The 17,744-nt window shown below is 65.2% G+C and carries 17 protein-coding genes; 2 read left to right on the forward strand and 15 right to left on the reverse strand.

Features of this window, described 5'->3' with window-relative positions; all coding sequences use genetic code 11:
* Positions 1 to 17 precede the first annotated feature (17 nt).
* The 4 genes from RAD10_RS05335 to RAD10_RS05350 are packed head-to-tail and all read right to left on the reverse strand — an operon-like array spanning position 18 to position 2,988.
* Entirely contained in the window at positions 18 to 1,586 is a 1,569-nt protein-coding gene (locus RAD10_RS05335) for a GMC family oxidoreductase (protein ID WP_092255222.1), read from the reverse strand.
* A 30-nt stretch (positions 1,587 to 1,616) separates the two neighbouring features.
* Positions 1,617 to 2,165: a gluconate 2-dehydrogenase subunit 3 family protein gene (locus RAD10_RS05340; protein ID WP_461616628.1), complete on the reverse strand. Its 549-nt coding sequence runs from the start codon at positions 2,163 to 2,165 to the stop codon at positions 1,617 to 1,619.
* Between the two features lie 40 nt (positions 2,166 to 2,205).
* Positions 2,206 to 2,601, reverse strand: a complete 396-nt coding sequence (locus RAD10_RS05345; RefSeq protein ID WP_018321946.1) for a VOC family protein — start codon at positions 2,599 to 2,601, stop codon at positions 2,206 to 2,208.
* A complete protein-coding gene (locus RAD10_RS05350) occupies positions 2,602 to 2,988 on the reverse strand; it encodes a c-type cytochrome (RefSeq protein WP_461616629.1) in 387 nt (128 codons plus the stop codon).
* Between the two features lie 301 nt (positions 2,989 to 3,289).
* Here RAD10_RS05350 and RAD10_RS05355 point away from each other — a divergent pair, with 301 nt between their 5' ends.
* Positions 3,290 to 3,598: a hypothetical protein gene (locus RAD10_RS05355; RefSeq protein ID WP_461616630.1), complete on the forward strand. Its 309-nt coding sequence runs from the start codon at positions 3,290 to 3,292 to the stop codon at positions 3,596 to 3,598.
* Between the two features lie 62 nt (positions 3,599 to 3,660).
* On the opposite strand, the gene arfB is transcribed toward RAD10_RS05355, so the two are convergent.
* The 7 genes from arfB to RAD10_RS05390 form a co-directional block, all read right to left on the reverse strand.
* Positions 3,661 to 4,077: an alternative ribosome rescue aminoacyl-tRNA hydrolase ArfB gene (arfB, locus tag RAD10_RS05360; protein ID WP_461616631.1), complete on the reverse strand. Its 417-nt coding sequence runs from the start codon at positions 4,075 to 4,077 to the stop codon at positions 3,661 to 3,663.
* A 160-nt stretch (positions 4,078 to 4,237) separates the two neighbouring features.
* Positions 4,238 to 5,605, reverse strand: a complete 1,368-nt coding sequence (locus RAD10_RS05365; protein WP_461616632.1) for a M16 family metallopeptidase — start codon at positions 5,603 to 5,605, stop codon at positions 4,238 to 4,240.
* Positions 5,602 to 6,996 carry a M16 family metallopeptidase gene (locus RAD10_RS05370; protein ID WP_461616633.1) on the reverse strand — a complete coding sequence of 465 codons (1,395 nt, stop codon included), beginning with the start codon at positions 6,994 to 6,996 and terminating at the stop codon, positions 5,602 to 5,604. The genes RAD10_RS05365 and RAD10_RS05370 overlap by 4 nt, the downstream gene beginning before the upstream one ends.
* Positions 6,997 to 7,183: 187 nt before the next feature.
* On the reverse strand, positions 7,184 to 7,909 hold the full coding sequence (locus RAD10_RS05375) for a hypothetical protein (protein WP_461616634.1): 726 nt from the start codon (positions 7,907 to 7,909) through the stop codon (positions 7,184 to 7,186).
* Positions 7,910 to 8,004: 95 nt separating this feature from the next.
* The gene (lspA, locus tag RAD10_RS05380) at positions 8,005 to 8,499 is read right to left on the reverse strand and encodes a signal peptidase II (protein ID WP_461616635.1); all 495 of its coding nucleotides are present in this window, start codon (positions 8,497 to 8,499) and stop codon (positions 8,005 to 8,007) included.
* Positions 8,500 to 8,508: 9 nt separating this feature from the next.
* A complete protein-coding gene (ileS, locus tag RAD10_RS05385; protein ID WP_461616636.1) occupies positions 8,509 to 11,553 on the reverse strand; it encodes an isoleucine--tRNA ligase in 3,045 nt (1,014 codons plus the stop codon).
* Positions 11,554 to 11,755: 202 nt separating this feature from the next.
* Positions 11,756 to 12,727, reverse strand: coding sequence for a bifunctional riboflavin kinase/FAD synthetase (locus tag RAD10_RS05390; protein ID WP_461616637.1), 972 nt, complete (start codon positions 12,725 to 12,727; stop codon positions 11,756 to 11,758).
* Positions 12,728 to 12,955: 228 nt separating this feature from the next.
* On the opposite strand from RAD10_RS05390, the gene RAD10_RS05395 reads away from it, so the two are divergent.
* On the forward strand, positions 12,956 to 13,351 hold the full coding sequence (locus RAD10_RS05395) for a response regulator (RefSeq protein WP_008567674.1): 396 nt from the start codon (positions 12,956 to 12,958) through the stop codon (positions 13,349 to 13,351).
* 141 nt (positions 13,352 to 13,492) lie between these two features.
* Here the strand turns inward: RAD10_RS05395 and RAD10_RS05400 are convergent, their stop codons facing one another.
* The 4 genes from RAD10_RS05400 to RAD10_RS05415 all read right to left on the reverse strand — a co-directional run bounded on the left by RAD10_RS05400 (position 13,493) and on the right by RAD10_RS05415 (position 17,729).
* A complete protein-coding gene (locus tag RAD10_RS05400) occupies positions 13,493 to 14,347 on the reverse strand; it encodes a TIGR01459 family HAD-type hydrolase (RefSeq protein ID WP_461616638.1) in 855 nt (284 codons plus the stop codon).
* Positions 14,348 to 14,362: 15 nt separating this feature from the next.
* The gene (locus RAD10_RS05405) at positions 14,363 to 15,862 is read right to left on the reverse strand and encodes an EAL domain-containing protein (RefSeq protein WP_461616639.1); all 1,500 of its coding nucleotides are present in this window, start codon (positions 15,860 to 15,862) and stop codon (positions 14,363 to 14,365) included.
* Positions 15,863 to 16,010: 148 nt separating this feature from the next.
* Complete coding sequence (locus tag RAD10_RS05410) at positions 16,011 to 17,141, reverse strand: YihY/virulence factor BrkB family protein (RefSeq protein WP_461616640.1); 1,131 nt, start codon at positions 17,139 to 17,141, stop codon at positions 16,011 to 16,013.
* Positions 17,142 to 17,729, reverse strand: coding sequence for a phage holin family protein (locus RAD10_RS05415; RefSeq protein WP_461616641.1), 588 nt, complete (start codon positions 17,727 to 17,729; stop codon positions 17,142 to 17,144).
* Positions 17,730 to 17,744 lie beyond the last annotated feature (15 nt).

Raw genomic sequence — 17,744 nt, forward strand, 5'->3', positions numbered from 1 at the left:
GCGATGGCAGCTTAAGATCAAATCTCCTTCTTCTGCATCGCACCCGCGATGTAGTCCGCCTGCCGGATCGCCAGCGCGACGATGGTCAGCGTCGGGTTGCAGGCCGCGCCGCTGGTGAACTGGCTGCCGTCCGAGACGAACAGGTTCTTGACGTCGTGGCTCTGTCCGAACTTGTTGACCACGCCGTCGCGCGGCTTCTCGCTCATCCGGTTGGTGCCGAGATTGTGGGTGCTCGGATAGGGCGGCGTCGGATAGGTCACGGTGGCGCCGACGGCGTCGTAGACCGCAGCGCCCTGCTTGTAGGCGTGCGCGCGCATCGCGAGATCGTTGGGATGATCGTCGAAATGTACGCTCGCGACCGGCTGCCCGAACTTGTCCTTCACGCGAGGGTCGAGCGTGATGCGGTTGGTCTCCTGCGGCATGTCCTCGCCGACCAGCCACATGCCGGCCATCCTGGGATAACCGTCGAGCGCTGCGGTGAATGGACGGCCCCAGGCGCCGGGATTGAGGAACGCCGCCATGAACGGCAGACCGATCGAGAGCGTCTCCATCTCGTAGCCGCCGACGAAGCCGCGCTTCGGATTGTTGGCGGCCTCATCGCGGATGATGCCGGCCATGGTGGTGCCGCGATACATGTGCACGGATTTCTCGAACACGGCGTAGACGCTGCCGGTCATGTGCCGCATGTAGTTGCGGCCGACCTGGCCCGATGAATTGCCAAGGCCGTCGGGGAACATGGTCGAGGCGCTGTTGAGCAGCAGCCGCGGGCTCTCGATCGAATTGCCGGCGACCGCGACGATGCGCGCCTTCTGCCGTTGCATCGCGCCGCTCTCGTCGGCGTAGACGACGCCGGTGACCTTGCCGCCAGCGTCATGCTCGATCTTGATCGCCATGCTGCTCGGTCGCACTTCGAGATTGCCGGTCGCCTCGCCCTTTGGGATCTCGGTGTAGAGCGTCGACCATTTCGCGCCGGATTTGCAGCCCTGGAAGCAGAAGCCGATCTGCTGGCAGGCGCCGCGGCCGTCGCGGGGCTGGCTGTTGATCGCCATGTTGCCAGTGTGCACCGTCTTGTAGCCGAGCTTCTTGGCGCCTGCTTCCAGCACCTTGAAATTATTGTTGCCAGGAAGGCCGGGAATGCCGTTGGTGCGGGTCACGCCCATCTTGTTCTCGGCCTTGGCGTACCACGGCTCCATCTCGGCGAGCGTGACCGGCCAGTCCAGGAGGTTGGCGCCGGGAAGGTTGCCGTAGGTGCTCTTCACCCTGAACTCGTGCTCGTCGAAGCGCAGCGAGGCGCCGGCCCAATGGGTCGTCGAGCCGCCGACCGCCTTGACGATCCAGGCGGGAAGGCCGGAAAAATCCTTGGCGACGCGCCACGTCCCCGACGTGGTGCGCGCATCGGTCCAGGCGAGCTGCGAAAAGCTCTCCCACTCGTCGTTGACGAAGTCGTGGTTCTCGATGCGGGGACCCGCTTCGAGAATGACCACCTTGACGCCCTTTTGCGCGAGCTCGTTGCCCAGCGTGCCGCCGCCGGCACCGGAGCCGACGATCACCACAACGCTGGAGTCGTTCAGATCGAATTTTGCCATATGCGTTCTCCTGAACCGTTGGGGTGGGTCTCAAGCCTTCGGCAGCCAGTCGATGTCGGCGAAGCCACGGTTGATGTAGCCGCCGTGCTCCGCGGAGGAGCCCTCGTAGCCGAACCGCGGCCAAACCTCCTTCTGGTTGTAGAGCGACACGATGAGGTCGCCGCGCACCTTCTGGAAGAAGTCGCTTCCCTCGATCTCCTTCAAGAGCACCACACGGTCGGCTTCCCATGGCACTTCGACATAGGGCACCTTGTGGCGATCCCGCGCATTCTGATCGAGCCGCGTGATGCCGTCGCTGATCAGCGACTTGACGGCGGGATCCTTCGCCGCCTTGCCGTCCCACGGCTTGACCGCGGTGATGTAGTAGCTGTCGCCGAGTACGTCGTGCGGATAGATGTCGCGCGCGACCTTCAGTAGTGTCTTCATCGTCGCGGGCGAGAGTGCGCTGGAATCATCGGCCCACGCATCCTCGATGCTCACGGCGACGCTTGTCGCGACGGCTACGACCGGCACGGCGGTCGCTGCGCCCTTGAGAAAGACGCGGCGGCTATGCTTGCTTCGACGATCGACTTCTCTCATGGCATTTCCTCCGTGGATTTTTATGATTGGACCTTTGTTGTCAGCCGAACCGTCCGCCCCGCTGGATCACCTCGATCTTGTAGCCATCGGGATCGCTGACGAAGAAGAAGCGCGCCAGCGTCCTGCCGTCGTGCTTGAAATCGCGTAGCGGCCCCGGTGCGAGCTTCTCGCGCTCGAAGCGGGCATGCTCGGCCTCGAGATCCTCGACCACCACGGCAAGATGGCCGTAGCCGTCGCCGAGCTGGTACGGCTCCTTGCGATCGAAATTCACCGTCAGCTCGACCTCGAAAGGTGAGGAGGGGTGACGCAGATAAATCAGGGCAAAGTCCGCGAATTTCAGATGGTCGGCAACCTCGAGGCCGAAGGCACGCCGGTAGAAGTCGAGCGAGCGCGCTTCATCAAGCACGCGGATCATGGAATGCACCGGCTTTGCCATTCAGTGCTGCTCCTTCAGGTAAGCGATGATGGCGGCGCGCGTCTCCGGCTTGCCTTGCCGGTAGGCCATGACGACACCGGGAATGACGGCCTGCGGATTGCTCAGCCACGCGTCGAGCCGGACTTCGTCCCAGGTGAAATCTGCGTTGGCGAGGCCTTGCGAATACCGAAAGCCTTCGACCTTGCCGGCGGGACGGCCCACGACCTTGAGCAGCGGCGGCCCCTGCCGCGCCGGCTCCGACAGGTTCGTGGTGTGGCACGCCGCGCATTGTTGCTTGAAGAGTGTCGCGCCATCCGGCGGCTTTGCGGCCGGCAAAGGCATTTGCGCGTCGGCAACCCGCACCACCAGCACCATCGCGGTGCACAATCCCAGCACGAACGCCCGCATCGTCTAGAGCCGCCCATCCACATCGACCTGCGCAAACTGTAGGCGGCGTCAGATGGACGGTGGTAGTAGCGGGCTGTTTCGCTGCGCGCGGAGATGCTCGTGATGCGCACTGTTCCGCACTGCCTTATATGCGGAGCACAATTCCGCGAAACCGCCGTCAAATCCCTAAACGATCACCACACCATGCGCATTGCATGACGATTGCGCCGCTTGAACTCTCGACGCGATGCAATGGCCCGGTGCAGATCAGCGGCGTGTGCGCCGCCGAGCCATTCGTCGCGAAACAATCCAGGAGAAATGGATGAAGTTGGTGAAGACCTCGATGATCGCATGCGCTCTGTCGGCTCTCATTGCGACGCCCGTTCTCGCGCAAAGCGCGCCACCCACCGCCAAGCCAGGCGGCACCGTGCAGAGCAAACCCATGCAAGGCAGCACGATGGGCAGCGGCGACGAGGAGATGAATGCTCAACCGGGCGCGGCGGGCGAGAAGACCGGCATGAAATCGACCAAAGGAACCAGGGGCACGGTCGGCACCACGGGTAGCGCTGCGCACAAGGGTACGGCCGACGATGCGGCGACGGGCGGCGCAGCCCCTTCCAAGCGTTACTAGTCTCGCCGGTGAAACGGCACAACTCCGGTCGCCCTGTGCGGCCGGAGTTTTTGCCGCGCTAATTAGTCGTCGAAGCGCCCGCCGCGTCCGGCTTTGACGTCGCTGCGGCGCTTCTTGCCCTCGAGCCGGCGTTGCTTTGAGCCAAAAGTTGGCTTTGTCGCCCGCCGCGGCTTTGGCCGCACCATGGCTTCGCGCAGCATCTCCGTGAGGCGGTCGATGGCATCCTGGCGGTTGCGCTCCTGGGTGCGGAAGCGCTGCGCCTGGATCACGATCACGCCGTCCTTGGTCATGCGCTGACCGGCGAGGCGGGCGAGCCGGATCGCCGCATCCTCCGGCAGGGTCAGCTTGCGCGTGTCGAAGCGCAACTGCGCCGAGGTCGCGACCTTGTTGACGTTCTGCCCGCCCGGGCCGGAAGCACGGACAAAGCCGATCTCGATGTCGTCCTCGTCGATGACGAGATCGCGGGATATCCGCAGCATGATGGCACCAGGAAAAAGATTCGCGCGCGCACCATAGCTGTTTTAGATGGGGTTCGTCATTCCGGGGCGCCGAAGGGCGAACCCGGAATCTCGAGATTCTCAGGTGCGCAATCGCGCACCATAGTTCGATGCTTTGTATCGCCCCGGAATGACAGCCAGATCAGTTCGACTTCGTCGCCGGAGCCGCGGAAGGCTGCGCTGCGGCCTGCGGGGCGCGGCCGACGACGACGGTCAGGAGACCCTGGCCCCAAAGGCGCTTGGCGGCGGCTTTGGCGTCGTCCAGCGTCACGGCATCGACGATGGCGTTGCGCTTCTCGATATAGTCGATCGGCAGCTTGTCCTGCTGATACTGCAGCAGCGCTTGCGCCAGCTTGGAGGAGGTGTCGAGCGCCAGCATCTGGGAGCCCTTGAGGTAGGACTTGGCCTCGTCGAGCTCCTTCTGCGTCGGACCTTCCTCGGCGATCCGGCGCACTTCCTTTTCAATGGCATCGATGGTGTCGCCGGCGCGGTCGGCGCGCGTGCCGGTATTGCCGATGAACACCGCCGAATGCTCCATCCAGAGCAGCGCTTCATAGACCGAATAGGCCAGGCCGCGCTTCTCGCGCACCTCACGATAGAGCCTGGAAGACAATCCGCCGCCACCGAGGATGTGATTGACGACATAGGCCGCCATGAAGTTCGGATCGTTGCGCTTCACGCCGGGGCCGCCGAACGTGATCACGGTCTGCGGCACATCTAGGGTCACGAAGGCGCGTTGCGGCGGCTTTGCGGCCTCGACGTCCGGAACCGGCGTGAGGTTGGCTTTGGCGGGCAGGCTGCCGAACGTATGGTCGAGCAGCTTGCCGAGGGTCGCCGGATCGACGTCGCCGACGACAGCGATCTTCAGCCCATCCTTCGCAAGCACGCGGCCGACATAGTCTTTCATGTCGGGGACCGTGATGGTCGGCACGCTGTCGAGGTTGCCGTTGGTCTGCCGGCCATAGGGATGATCGCCGAAGGCGACCTCCAGGAATTTGCGGCTCGCCAGCGAGGTCGGATTGGTGGTCTCGCGGCGCAGGCCCGAGACGACCTGCGAGCGGATGCGTTCGACATCGGCGGTGTCGAAATGCGGCGAGGTCAACGCGCTCCTGAGCAGGTCGAAGGCCTCGTCCTTGTTGTCGCGCAGCATGCGCAGGCTGCCGCGGAAAGTATCGCGGGTGGCGCTGAAGGAGAGCTCGATGGCGCGGCGGTCGAGCCGCTCGTGGAAGGTCTTGGAGTCGAGATCGCCGGAGCCTTCGTCGAGGAGATCGCCGACCAAATTGGCGACGCCCGGCTTGTCCTTGGGATCCTGCGCCGAGCCGCCGGCAAAGGAATATTCCATGGCGATCAGCGGCACGGTTGCGTCCTGCACGAACCAGGCCTCGATACCACCCGGCGAGACCAGGTGCTGGATCTTCGCAGCCGCCTGTGACGGCGAGACCGAAGCGAGCGCAAGCGCAGCGCCGGTGGCAAGGGAGAATGCAGCGCGTCGAAGGAAGGGATAGGTCACGAACGCTTCTCCTCGCGCTTGGTGGCGGCAGTGTCCTTGATCAGATAGCCCGTCACCGAGCGCTTCTTCTCGAGCCATTTCTGCGCGACGGCGCGGACCTGCTCGGCGGTGACCGCGCGGATGCGATCGGGCCAGCTCCTGATGTCCTCGATCGACAGGCCGGTGGTCAGCGCGCCGCCATACCAGCGTGCCAGCACCGCCTGATTGTCCTGGGCGTAGATCGCCTCAGCGATCAGCTGGGTCTTGACCCGCTCCAGATCCTCGGCGCGGATCGGGTTCTGCGCGACATTGGCGATGACGCCGTCGACCGCCTGCTCGACCTCGGCGAAGCTGACGCCGGGTTTTGGTGAGGCCGAGATCGCGAACTGGGTCGGGTCGAGTGAGATGCTCGAATAGCTGGCGTTGGCGGAGACCGCGAGCGGCTTGTCGACGACGAGGGCGCGGTAGAGATAGGAATTGCTGCCGCTGCCCATCAGCTGCGCCAGCACGTCGAGGGCGGCGCTTTCACCGGCAGCGGCCGTGGTTGCCGAGGGCACCAGATAATAACGCCGCATGCTCGGCTGCTCGACGCGCGGGTCGGCCAGCGTGACGGTGCGCGGGGCGGCGGGCTCCGGCTCCTGCGGACGGACGCGCCGCGCCGGAATCGCTGATTGCGCCGGGATGGAGCCGAAATTGCGCTCGACCAGCGGGCGGATGTCGGCGGCCTCGACGTCGCCGGCGATCACCAGGATGGCGTTGTTCGGCGCATAGAAGCGGCGGTAGAAGGCAAGCGCGTCCTCGCGATCGAGCTTCTCGATCTCCTGATGCCAGCCGATCACGGGACGGCCGTAGGGATGATTGAGATAGAGCGCGGCCATGATCTGCTCGTTCAGCCGCGCGTCAGGATTGTTGGCGACGCGCATGTTGTACTCTTCGAGCACGACGTCGCGCTCGGGCAGCACGTTCTCGTCCTTGAGGATGAGGCCGGTCATGCGGTCGGCCTCGAACTCCATCATGGTCGGCAGCTGCTCTTTCGGCACACGCTGGTAATAGTTGGTGTAGTCGACCGAGGTCGAGGCGTTCTCGTTGCCGCCGACGCGAAGCACGGTCTGGGAGAATTCGCCGACCGGATGCTTCGAGGTGCCCTTGAACATCAGATGCTCGAGGAAGTGGGCGAGGCCGGACTTGCCCGGCGTCTCGTCGGCCGAGCCGACCTTGTACCAGATCATCTCGGTGACGACCGGCGTGCGGTGGTCGGGGATCACCACCACCTGCATGCCGTTGCTGAGCGTGAAGCTGGCGGGCGGGGCCGATGTTACCGTGGTCTGGGCAAGGGCCGCGCCTGATGTCAGGACACTGGTCGAAAGCAGCGCGGCAAGGAGGCAGGCAGCCGATCGGTAAGAGGACATCATGATCCTTTTGAAAGGCCGAGGTCCGGATGTCCGGCTCGGACGGCACGGCATGCTACACCGTGCGGCTGAGGCTTCGCGTCACGAAGCAGAGAACTCAACGCATAGGCAAGTTACTGATCAGCAATTTATGCACCTCGGCCGGCGTGCATGATCGCCGGCGCGGGGGCGCGTCTGTCGGACAGGAACGCTATTGTTCCTTGTCCTTGCCGGACATGATGTCGAAATAGGTCCGCCGCGACTTGTCCGGCCCGGCGCCATAGGAGTAGTTCGGAGACGGCGTCTGATAGCCCGGCGGCGGCTCGACCAGCGACTGGCGCGGCGGCTCCTCGGTGAATTTCTTTTCTTCGGTGGCGTTGCCGCCCTTCATCATATTCCACAGGCCGCCGGAGAAGCCGAGTTCGGCGGGGCTGAGTGACGGATTGCCGTTGGTGCCCGGCTGGATCGGGTCATTGCTTGTCCGGGGGGCTGCGGCGACCTGGCCGGCCTTCATCTCGGCGGGCGTCAGCTGTCGGGCGGCCTGCCAGTTTTCCGTTTCCTTGGTTGCCTTCTTGCGCGCGGCGATGGCTTCCTTGCGGCGCTTCTCCTCGGGGTCCTTGGGCCAGTTCGGAGCGGCCTTGGCCTGAGTCGCGGGAGGCGGCAGGTCGAGCTTGGGCGGCACCACCAGCGGCGAGCGCTCGCGGTATTCGATGCCGGGCTTTTCCATGCTCTTGGCGCCGATGCCGGACATCAGATTGTCGATGATCTTCTCTTCGAAGGTCATCCCGTCATCTTCCTCGTCGTCGTCACCGGCGCGGGCTGCGCCGGCCGACATGACGAGACCGATGCCGAGCGCGACGGCGGACAATTTCAACGCCTGCCAAAGCCCCGATCCGGGGTCTCGAACCATCGAAAAGCTGGTCTTCGAGCTGCGCATTACTGTACCTGTTCCATATTGTGTCAGATCGCCGCTCGCACGCGGCAAACCCTCGCAAAGGCCGGGTTCCACCTGCCGGTCCGTATCGGCCGGGATCAGGGCGCTTTTGCGGCGGGTACCCCCAGGAAGGAATCATACAATAGCGCCGCCACCCCAGCAACGATGGCCACGTCCGCGAGGTTAAACACATACCAATTATAGGTATTTCCGCCGATCTCGATGTGGAGCAGGGCGAAATCGACCACCGCGCCATAGGCCAGGCGGTCGAGGCCGTTGCCGATGGCGCCGCCGATGATCAGGCCCAGTGCGACCGTGGCCAGCCGGGTGTGCGAGCGGGCCATCCAGATCGCCAGCGCGACCACGGCGACGGCCTTGACCGCCATCAGCGCGAGCTGCGCGGCCTGGCTGTCGTTCTGGAGCCAGCCGAAGCTGATGCCGATGTTCCAGGCCAGCACCAGGTCGAAGAACGGCGTCACCTTGACCACGCCGCGACGGGCGAGGTCGAACGCGTTCAGCAGCCAGAGCTTTGAGGCCTGGTCGGCCACGAGCGTGACCAGAGCCGCGAGGATGCCGGCGCGGAGCGGGGTCATGGCCGGGGATCAGACCCCCACCCCCAGCGCCTTCCATTCGCGCAGCGCCTTGGCGTCGCGCGGGGTGACGTCGGGGTATTCGGCGTCTTCGCCGACCGTCGGGGAGATCTTCCAGGAGCGGGCGCATTTGGTGCCGACCGCCTTCTCCACCACGACCGCGACACCGGGGACGGCATCGAGCCGGAACGCATCGGCGGGCGCCTCGCCTTCGCGCACCTCGTAATTCGAGGTGATGCAGATTTCGGCGAGGTCGACGTCGAACAGCGTCATCAGCATGTCCCGGTCGGCGACGTAGATCACCGGCGAAGCCTCCAGCGAGGAGCCGATGTTCTTGGCGGCGCGTTCGAGCTCGAGCGCGCCGGTGACGACGCGGCGGACGTTGCGGATCGCTTCCCATTTCGCGGCGAGCCTGTCGTCGCGCAAGGCTTCGAGATCGGTCGGGAACTGGGTCAGATGCACCGACGGTTCGGCGTTGGGGCGATACATGCGCCAGCCTTCCTCCGCGGTGAAGCTGAGGATCGGCGCCAGCCATTTCAGGACCGAGGCGCACAACAGGTCGATCGTCGTCAGCGCGGCCTTGCGCGTCGGCGACGACGGCGGATCGCAATACAGCGTATCCTTGCGGATGTCGAAATAGAACGCCGAGAGTTCGCTGTTCAGGAAAGCGGACAGGATCGCGACCACCGATTTGAAGTCGAACTCCCGATAGGCCTTGTCGACCGCAGCCGCGCGCACCGCGAGCTCGTGCAGCATCAGCCGTTCGAGCTCGGGCATCTCGGCAGGCGCCACTGCGTCGGCCGGCTTGTAATGATGCAGCGTGCCGAGCATCCAGCGCACGGTGTTGCGCAGCTTGCGATAGGTCTCGACCGTATTCTTCAGGATTTCGGGGCCAATGCGCTGGTCGTCAGTGTAGTCCGATGATGCGACCCAAAGTCTCAGAATGTCGGCGCCGGATTCCTTGATGACGGCCTGCGGCTCGATGGTGTTGCCGAGCGACTTCGACATCTTGCGGCCGTCCTCGGCCTGGGTGAAGCCGTGGGTCAGCACGATGTCGTAGGGCGCGCGGCCTCGCGTGCCGCAGCTCTCCAGCAGCGAGGAGTGGAACCAGCCGCGATGCTGGTCCGAGCCTTCGAGGTACATCACCGTGTCGGTGCCGCCGTCGACCTTGCGCTTGATGCCGGCGAGCCCGGGAAACTGCACGGGGTCTTCGAGCACGAAAGCGTGGGTCGAGCCGGAATCGAACCAGACGTCGAGAATGTCGTCGACCTTCTGCCAGTCTTCATTGGCACGCGCGCCCAGGAAGCGCTCGCGCGAGCCCTTCGCGTACCAGGCATCGGCGCCTTCCTGCTCGAAGGCATCGCCGATACGGGTATTGACGGCCTCGTCCTGGAGGATCTCGGCGGAGCCGTCGCCCTTCTCGCGAACGAACACGGCGATCGGCACACCCCAGGCGCGCTGGCGCGATATCACCCAGTCGGGCCGCGCCTCGATCATGCCGTTGATACGGTTTTCGCCTGAAGGCGGCACCCATTGCGTGACCGAGATCGCGTGCAGCGCGCGGGCGCGTAGCGTGTCGCCGCTCTTGGTCTTGCCGCTCACCGCCACGTCCATAGCGCCGGGCTTGCCCGGCGCCTCCACAACAGGCTTGTCCATTGCGATGAACCATTGCGGCGTGTTGCGGAAGATCACCGGCTTCTTGGAGCGCCAGGAGTGCGGATATTGGTGCTTGAGCCGGCCGCGCGCCAGCAGCATGCCTCTTTCGACGAGCGCCTTGATCACGGCCTCGTTGGCGTCGCCCTTCTCGCCCTTGTCGTTGATGACGCGCTTGCCGACAAAGCCCGGCGCATGATCGGTGTAGGCGCCGTTCTCGTCGACGGTATAGGGGATTGCCGTGGTGATGCCGCGCGCATCGAGATCGCGCGCCTGCGCCATCCAGGCATCGAAGTCCTCGCGGCCATGGCCGGGCGCGGTGTGCACGAAACCGGTGCCGGTGTCGTCGGTGACGTGGTCGCCGGGTAGCAGCGGCACGATGAAGTCGTAGCCGCCGGCAAGGCCCTTCAGCGGATGGGCGCATTCGATCGCGTCCATGGTGTCGCCGGGGATATCGCGCACCTTCTCGAAGGCCGTCACGCGCGCCTGCTTGAAGACTTCCTCAGCGAGTGCGTCGGCGAGGATCAGCAGATCGCCGGTCCTGGTCCAATTGTCGGCGGGCGCGTCCGTCACCTTGTAAAGGCCGTAGGCGATCTTCGGCGAGAACGAGATGGCGCGGTTGCCCGGCAGGGTCCAGGGCGTGGTGGTCCAGATCACGACGCTTGCGGAGGCGAGCGCACCGTGCGCGGGCGACGTGACCGGGAATTTCACCCACACCGTATCGGAGGTGTGGTCCTCGTACTCCACCTCGGCTTCGGCGAGCGCGGTCTTTTCCACCACGCTCCACATCACCGGCTTGGAGCCGCGATAGAGCGTGCCGTTGGCCGCGAACTTCATCAGCTCGCGCGCGATCTGGGCTTCGGCCGGATAGCTCATGGTGGCGTAGGGATGATCCCAGTCGCCGATGACGCCGAGGCGCTTGAACTCCTGGCGTTGCACGCCGAGCCAATGCGTGGCGTAGGCGCGGCACTCCCGGCGGAAATCGATCATCGCGGCGCTGTCGCGGAAGTCGGGCTTCTGCTTGCCCTTCTTGCGATAGTGCTCCTCCTCGACCTTCCACTCGATCGGCAGGCCGTGGCAGTCCCAGCCGGGCACGTAGTTGGAATCGAAGCCGAGCATCTGCTGGCTCTTGGTGACGAGATCCTTGAGGATCTTGTTCAGCGCCGTGCCGATATGGATGTTGCCGTTGGCATAGGGCGGGCCGTCATGCAGCACGAACTTGGCGCGGCCCTTCGCGCTCTCGCGCAGCTTCTCGTAGAGGCCGATCTCGTACCAGCGCTTGAGGATCTCCGGCTCGCGCTGCGGCAGGCCGGCGCGCATCGGGAATTCGGTCTGCGGCAGGAACAGGGTCTTCGAATAGTCTTTGGCTTCAGACTTTTGGGACTTTTGCGGCTTTTCGGACATGAGGCTGACTGGCTCGGAAGGGCGCGGGAACGGATGGCGATGCGGAATCGCGGGGTGAAACGACAAAATCCCGGTCTTGCGCCGAGCCGAAGGCTCAGGCGGAAGCCGGGCCGCTAATCCCTATGATGCGCCGCGAAAACATGGGCACTCCATAGCAGGGGGCCAAGGGAAGCGCAAAGGTTCGGGGAGGCTGGGTCGGGGCTCAATCGATGGTGCCGAGCCGCGGAAACGCGTCCGGGGCGGCGGCCAGGATGGCGCGGGCACGGGCGGAATCGTCGTCCATCTGCCGGATCAAGGCCGCCAGACTGTCGAATTTCAGCTCCTCGCGGATGAAGCCGACGAAGGCGCAGTCCAGAGCCTGCCCGTAGAGGTCGCCCTTGAAGTCAAACAGGAAGATCTCGAGGAGGGGAGCGCCATTATCAAAGGTCGGGCGGCGGCCGAAGCTTGCCACCCCGTCCAGCCGCTCAGGCCCGCGGCCGACGCGCACTGCATAGATGCCGTGCTTCAGGCCGCAATTGGCGTCGAGGCGGATATTGGCGGTGGGGTAGCCGAGATCGCGGCCGCGCTTCTCGCCGTGGATCACTTCGCCAGTGACGAACCAGGGTGCGCTCAGCATGGTGGTGGCCTCGTCCAGCTGGCCTTCGGCGAGTGCGATCCGGATCGCGCTGGAGGACACCGGCCGCTCGTCGATATCGACATGGGGCTGCACGTCGACCTCGATGCCGAGCCGGGGCGCTTCGTTGACCAGAAGGCTCGGCGAGCCGACGCGTCCTTTGCCGAAATGGAAGTCATAGCCGACCGCGATCCCGCTGACGCCGAGCCGCCCGATCAGGTCATGGTGAATGAAGTCTTGCGCGCTGGTTCCGGCACGGGCCTTGTCGAAGGTCATGACCACGGCGCCGGCAAGCCCGGTGCCGGCCAGAAGCCGCAACTTGGCCCACTCGTCCGTCAGGCGGAATTGGGGGGTGTTGGGGCTGAAGAACCGCCGCGGATGCGGCTCGAAGGTCAATGCCAGCGCAGGGCGGCCCTGCGCCCGACCCATTTCCAGGGCTGCGGCGATCACGGCGCGATGGCCGAGATGAACCCCGTCGAAATTGCCCATGGCGACCACGGCCCCCCTTGGAATCGCGGAGTCCGGCGTGGTGTCGCGGATAATGGTAAAATGCGGAGCCATCAGGGGAATTCTCAAACCGGCAGGACCGGCCGGGACCGTGGCGCGACCGGCCGGATGAAGTCAAGCGGGAGGGGCGGCCGCAGCGAACGCGATTTCAGCCCTTGGGGGGCGTCCCCAATTAACGCGCTGTTTAACGCCTTGGTGCTAGTCCTTGGGCGTGGAACTGCCGGGCTTCGGCTTGGGCAGGTCCGATCGTAATATTCCTGCGTTTGTGTTGGGGGAGTCGAGATGGCGGTTGATTTGTCGATGCCGGTTCTGGTGGTGGATGACTACAGCACCATGATCCGTATCATCAGGAATCTGCTGAAGCAGCTTGGCTTCGAGAACATCGATGATGCCAGCGACGGTTCGGCAGCACTGAACAAGATGCGCGGCAAGAAGTACGGGCTCGTGATCTCCGACTGGAACATGGAGCCGATGACGGGTTACGACCTGCTGCGCGAAGTGCGCGCGGATCCGAACCTCGCCACCACGCCCTTCATCATGATCACCGCGGAATCCAAGACCGAGAACGTGATCGCAGCCAAGAAGGCCGGCGTGAACAACTACATCGTCAAGCCGTTCAACGCGGCGACGCTGAAGACCAAGATCGAGGCGGTCTTCCCGGACATGGCGAGCGCGTAAGCACGATTTCGTGTCCCGGACGCGGCGCGGCACGTCAGTGACGCGACGCTGAGCCGGGACCCAGTCTATCCACGACATCACTTGCGGCTTCTGGGCCCCGGCTCTGCAACGCTTCGCGTTGCGTCCGGGGCACGATACTTTCTACCACTTCAATTCGCGCATCAGCGCTTTCGGCGGGTGGCCGAACAATTCCATCACCGATGCCGGGTCGAGCTGGTCGAGCCCCTCGAACTCCTCGGCATGGATGCCGCGGGTGACGAACAGACAGTCGATGCCGAATTCGCGCGCGCCGGTTAAGTCGGTGCGGACGGAATCGCCGATCGCCAGCACTTTCTTCCGGTCGATCGGATGGCCCTGGCGTTCGCCGGCGAGTGCCATCGCGCGCTCGTAGATCGGCCGGTGCGGCTTGCCGTAGAAGATCACCTCGCCGCCGAGCTCGCGATAGAGCTCCGCGATGGCGCCGGCGCAATAGATCAGCCGGTCGCCGCGTTCGACCACGATGTCGGGGTTGGCGCAGACCAGCGTCAGCTTGCGCTCGCGCGCCTTCAGCATCATGCCGCGATAGTCTTCCGCCGTTTCGGTCTCGTCGTCATAGAGGCCGGTGCAGACGATGTAGTCGGCTTCCTCCAGCGGCGCGGTTTTCGCGTCGAGGCCGCGATAGATCGAGTTGTCGCGCTCGGGGCCGAGCCAGAACATCTTGCGGCCGGGATGCTCGGCGACATAGAGCCGGGTCAGGTCGCCGGACGAGACGATCGCGTCATAGGTCTCGTCGGCGACGCCGAGCTTGCGCAATTGCCGCTGCACGCTATCGGCCGGGCGCGGTGCGTTGGTGATCAGGATCACCGTACCGCCGCGGCTGCGATAAGTGTGCAACGCCTCGCAGGCCTCGGGGAAGGATTCGAGGCCGTTATGGACCACGCCCCAGATGTCGCTGAGCACGACCTCGACACCGCCCACGAGCTCGCGCAGGCTTTCGGCGAAATGCAGTGTGGTCATGATGTGGAGCGCCGATCAGATGCGGCGCGCGAGCGCCGCGTTGCCGGTGATGCGTTGTGCCGGAGGAGCGGCTGACGTCGCGCCAGATGTCGCGCCTTGGCTGGGGGGAGCGGAGCCATTGGATCCCTGAATGTCCTGCGCCTGGTTCGGCGAGGCCCCGCCGGTAGCAGATGCCCCCTCAGGCCGCAATGGCCGGGGCGGCGCGAACAGGAACCCCTGGCCGAACCGCACGTCATAGTCGAGCAGGTCCACGACCGCGCGCTCGCCTTCGATCCGCTCGGCGATCAGGTCGATGCCGAAGCGGCCGAGCAGGTCGGAGAGGTCGGAGGGATGGATGTCCGAGGCCGAGGCCTGCCTGGGGTCGAGCAGCAGCGTGGCCGGCACCTTGATGAAGCGCACCCCGCGGTCGGCCAACTCGCGCGGCTCGATGCGCAAATCGGTGACATGGTCGATCGAGAAACGGAAGCCGCGCTGGGCGAGCGCCGCGAGATTCTCGGTCTCGGCCGGGCCGAGACTGCGGAACGTCGATTGCTTGAACTCCAGCACCAGGGAGGGCGCCAGCGCCCGGTTGGCTTCGAGGAAGTCGAGGCATTGCGCGAAGGTGGTGGAATTACCGAGCGTGGAGGCCGCAACGTTGCAGAACACGCCGACGTCCTTGTTGCGCACCATCAGGCGCCGCAGCACTTGCACACAGCGCAGCATCACCATGTTGTCGATGCGCCCGATCAGGCCGGACGCTTCCGCGATGCTGATGAACTCCTCGGCGGCGATCAGCTGGTCGCGCTCGTCACGCAGGCGCGTCACCGCCTCGTAGAACCGCACCTTGCGTTGCGGCAGCGTCACCATCGGCTGGAGGAAGATGTCGATGCGGTTTTCGTCGATCGCGTTGCGCAGCGTCGCCAGCAGCTGGGTCTGGTTGCGGCCGTTGACCGCCGGAACCGGATTGGCGGCCTGGGCCTGGGTCTGGATCGCCGGTGCCGGTCGTGACGGCGGTGCGGGCAGCGGGGGAGGGGCCGCCGGCCGCTCCTCGAACGGCGCAATCAGGTCGATCGGCGCCTCCGGCTCCAGCCTGGCGATCGGAGCGGGAACGGCAGCCGGCGCTGGCGCATTGCCGGCCAACAGATCCTCATGGGTCGATACGGTGCTGGCGAGTTGCCTGACCAATCCGCCGAGCTCGTTGATCTCGCCGACCACCGACTGGATGCGGTCGGAGTTGGTCGAATTGGACGAGGCGATGCGTCCCTCGATCGCAGCTAACCGGCGGCCGAATTCGGCCACCTGGCGGGCGAGATCAGCGGTGCCGCGCGACAGGTCGGCGATCTGGCCGCCGACGTCGCTGCGGTCGCGCAGCCGCATCGAGACCGCGTTGTAGAGGATCAGGAAGGTCAGCGCGGTCAGCGCCACGATCGCGGATTCGGTTCCGCTGATGCCGGCGACGGCGTAGAGCACAAGCCCGAGCGAGGCCGCGACCAGTACCATGCAGATGGCGATGAAGATCGTCGAAATGCGAATCATGCCGCGCGTTACGCCTCAAAGAGCTGACTGCCTCACCCGGGAAAACACGGGCCGCTGTACGATCCCGTCACGCCTCGTGCTCCCCCAAGCCGCATGAGCTTAACATCATTGTTGATTCGAGGGGATAGCGGCCCGTTCTCGGGCGAGGTCAGGCTGGCGCGGCGGCTCCGACCGTGTCGGCCGAGACGGCGTCGCGGGTGCCGAGCGGCTTGGGCGGCCCTTCGGTCGTGTCCTTCAGCGTCTGCCGTTCGATCTCCGAATTCAGCTCGGCGCCGAACATGATGACGATCGCCGACATCCACATCCAGGTCATCAAACCGATGGCGGCGCCGAGCGAGCCGTAGGTCGCATTGTAGTTGGCAAACTCCGAGAGGTACCAGGAGAGCAGCGCCGAGCCGGCGATCCAGAGAATGGCGGCAATCACCGCGCCGAGGCTGAGCCATTGCCAGCGCGGCGCATCGCGGCTGGGCGCGAAGCGGTAGAGGATCGCAAGCGCCACCAGCAGGACGAGGAACATGAGCGGCCATCGTGCCAGCGCCACGATCAGCTTGCTTTCGGGCGCCATGCCGAGATGATTGAGCGCCAGTGGGAAGGCAACGACAAGCCCCACCATCACCAGCAGCGCCACGATGCCGCCGACCGTGAAGGCCAGAGACACCATATTAAGCTTGATGAAGCTGCGCTTCTCGCGCTCCTCATAAGCGACGTTGAGTGCATCGAAGATCGCCTTGACGCCCGCATTGGCGCTCCAGATCGCCAGCACAAGGCCGAACAGGAACGTCGCACCGAGCGTGGTACTGCCATGCGAGACCACGCGCGCCACCTGATCCTCGACGATCTGGAACGAGCCCTCAGGGAGCATCGTCGCGAGCGTCTGCAGATTGGCGCTGATCGTCTTGGGATCGGCGAACAGGCCGTAGGAGGAAACCAGCGCCGTAACCGCCGGAAAGATCGCGAGCAGCCCGAAGAACACGACGCCGCCCGCTGTCGCCAGAAGGCGATCCTCGTCGATGCGCTGATAGGTCCGCCAGAAGATATCCTTCCAGCCCTTCCAGGGGATCTCAAACGGGCTCTTGGCGCGGCGGCCATGGCCGGGCTGCACGGCCGCGCGCGCAGGGTGCGTCTCCGGAGAATTCGCCTCGCCTTTGCGATGGTCTTGCGGCGGCCCCGATGGGACCAGGTCCCTGTCCTGAAAGTAGCGCTCCGCCGTCAGCACGAAGACGGCCGTCGCCGCCACCAGCAGCCAGGAGTCGAGCTGTTCGGAGCGCCGCACCAGCATTCATGCGCCCAATCTTTGACCGTGACGTCTGCGCCGCGCCGCCGTGAACCCCGCCAGCCCAATCGCCGCGAGCATCAGGCCAAGCTGCACGGGCCGGTTGGTGCGAACGGGTGAGGCCCTTCTGCCATGGCCGCGCTCGCCCGGCGCGAGCGGCACCAGGGGAATCGTCGTCGCGACCTCCTTCACCGCCTGCTTGACCGTTCCGCGCGGAATCCGCGGGGAGGCGATCGCAACGCGCATCCGGCTGGCGAGCGGTACGATCTGCTTGGTCGGCCGCTTCATCATCGCCATGGCGACGCCGGCGCAGATCGCGGCGAGCACCAGCAGCACGGCGGCGACGGCGCCAAAGCCCCAGAATTGTCCGTAGGTGATTGCAACCCAGCGGTAGAGGGCGATCAGGCCGACGAAGAAGGTCGCGATCACGAACAGCCCGGCCACTGCGAACAGACCGGCCGCGACCGCGTAGGACGTCGCGCGTCCGGTGGCCTGGCTGGTGCGGTCACGCAAATAGGATTGCGCGGCGCGCTTGAGGTGGTTGAGCTTCAGCGCCATGCCGGCGCGCAGCAATTCGCCCGATGGCGCGAGCATGCGGACATCCTCCGA

It is taken from the genome of Bradyrhizobium sp. 23AC (assembly GCF_054863025.1).

Excerpts from the sequence above, each read along its gene's own strand:
- RAD10_RS05390 (WP_461616637.1), bottom strand. The coding sequence starts at position 12,727 with ATGGCTCCGCATTTTACCATTATCCGCGACACCACGCCGGACTCCGCG.
- RAD10_RS05395 (WP_008567674.1), top strand. The coding sequence starts at position 12,956 with ATGGCGGTTGATTTGTCGATGCCGGTTCTGGTGGTGGATGACTACAGC.
- RAD10_RS05350 (WP_461616629.1), bottom strand. The coding sequence starts at position 2,988 with ATGCGGGCGTTCGTGCTGGGATTGTGCACCGCGATGGTGCTGGTGGTG.
- RAD10_RS05375 (WP_461616634.1), bottom strand. The coding sequence starts at position 7,909 with ATGCGCAGCTCGAAGACCAGCTTTTCGATGGTTCGAGACCCCGGATCG.
- lspA (WP_461616635.1), bottom strand. The coding sequence starts at position 8,499 with ATGACCCCGCTCCGCGCCGGCATCCTCGCGGCTCTGGTCACGCTCGTG.
- RAD10_RS05370 (WP_461616633.1), bottom strand. The coding sequence starts at position 6,996 with ATGATGTCCTCTTACCGATCGGCTGCCTGCCTCCTTGCCGCGCTGCTT.
- RAD10_RS05400 (WP_461616638.1), bottom strand. The coding sequence starts at position 14,347 with ATGACCACACTGCATTTCGCCGAAAGCCTGCGCGAGCTCGTGGGCGGT.
- RAD10_RS05410 (WP_461616640.1), bottom strand. The coding sequence starts at position 17,141 with ATGCTGGTGCGGCGCTCCGAACAGCTCGACTCCTGGCTGCTGGTGGCG.
- ileS (WP_461616636.1), bottom strand. The coding sequence starts at position 11,553 with ATGTCCGAAAAGCCGCAAAAGTCCCAAAAGTCTGAAGCCAAAGACTAT.
- RAD10_RS05340 (WP_461616628.1), bottom strand. The coding sequence starts at position 2,165 with ATGAGAGAAGTCGATCGTCGAAGCAAGCATAGCCGCCGCGTCTTTCTC.
- arfB (WP_461616631.1), bottom strand. The coding sequence starts at position 4,077 with ATGCTGCGGATATCCCGCGATCTCGTCATCGACGAGGACGACATCGAG.
- RAD10_RS05345 (WP_018321946.1), bottom strand. The coding sequence starts at position 2,601 with ATGGCAAAGCCGGTGCATTCCATGATCCGCGTGCTTGATGAAGCGCGC.
- RAD10_RS05355 (WP_461616630.1), top strand. The coding sequence starts at position 3,290 with ATGAAGTTGGTGAAGACCTCGATGATCGCATGCGCTCTGTCGGCTCTC.
- RAD10_RS05405 (WP_461616639.1), bottom strand. The coding sequence starts at position 15,862 with ATGATTCGCATTTCGACGATCTTCATCGCCATCTGCATGGTACTGGTC.
- RAD10_RS05415 (WP_461616641.1), bottom strand. The coding sequence starts at position 17,729 with ATGCTCGCGCCATCGGGCGAATTGCTGCGCGCCGGCATGGCGCTGAAG.
- RAD10_RS05335 (WP_092255222.1), bottom strand. The coding sequence starts at position 1,586 with ATGGCAAAATTCGATCTGAACGACTCCAGCGTTGTGGTGATCGTCGGC.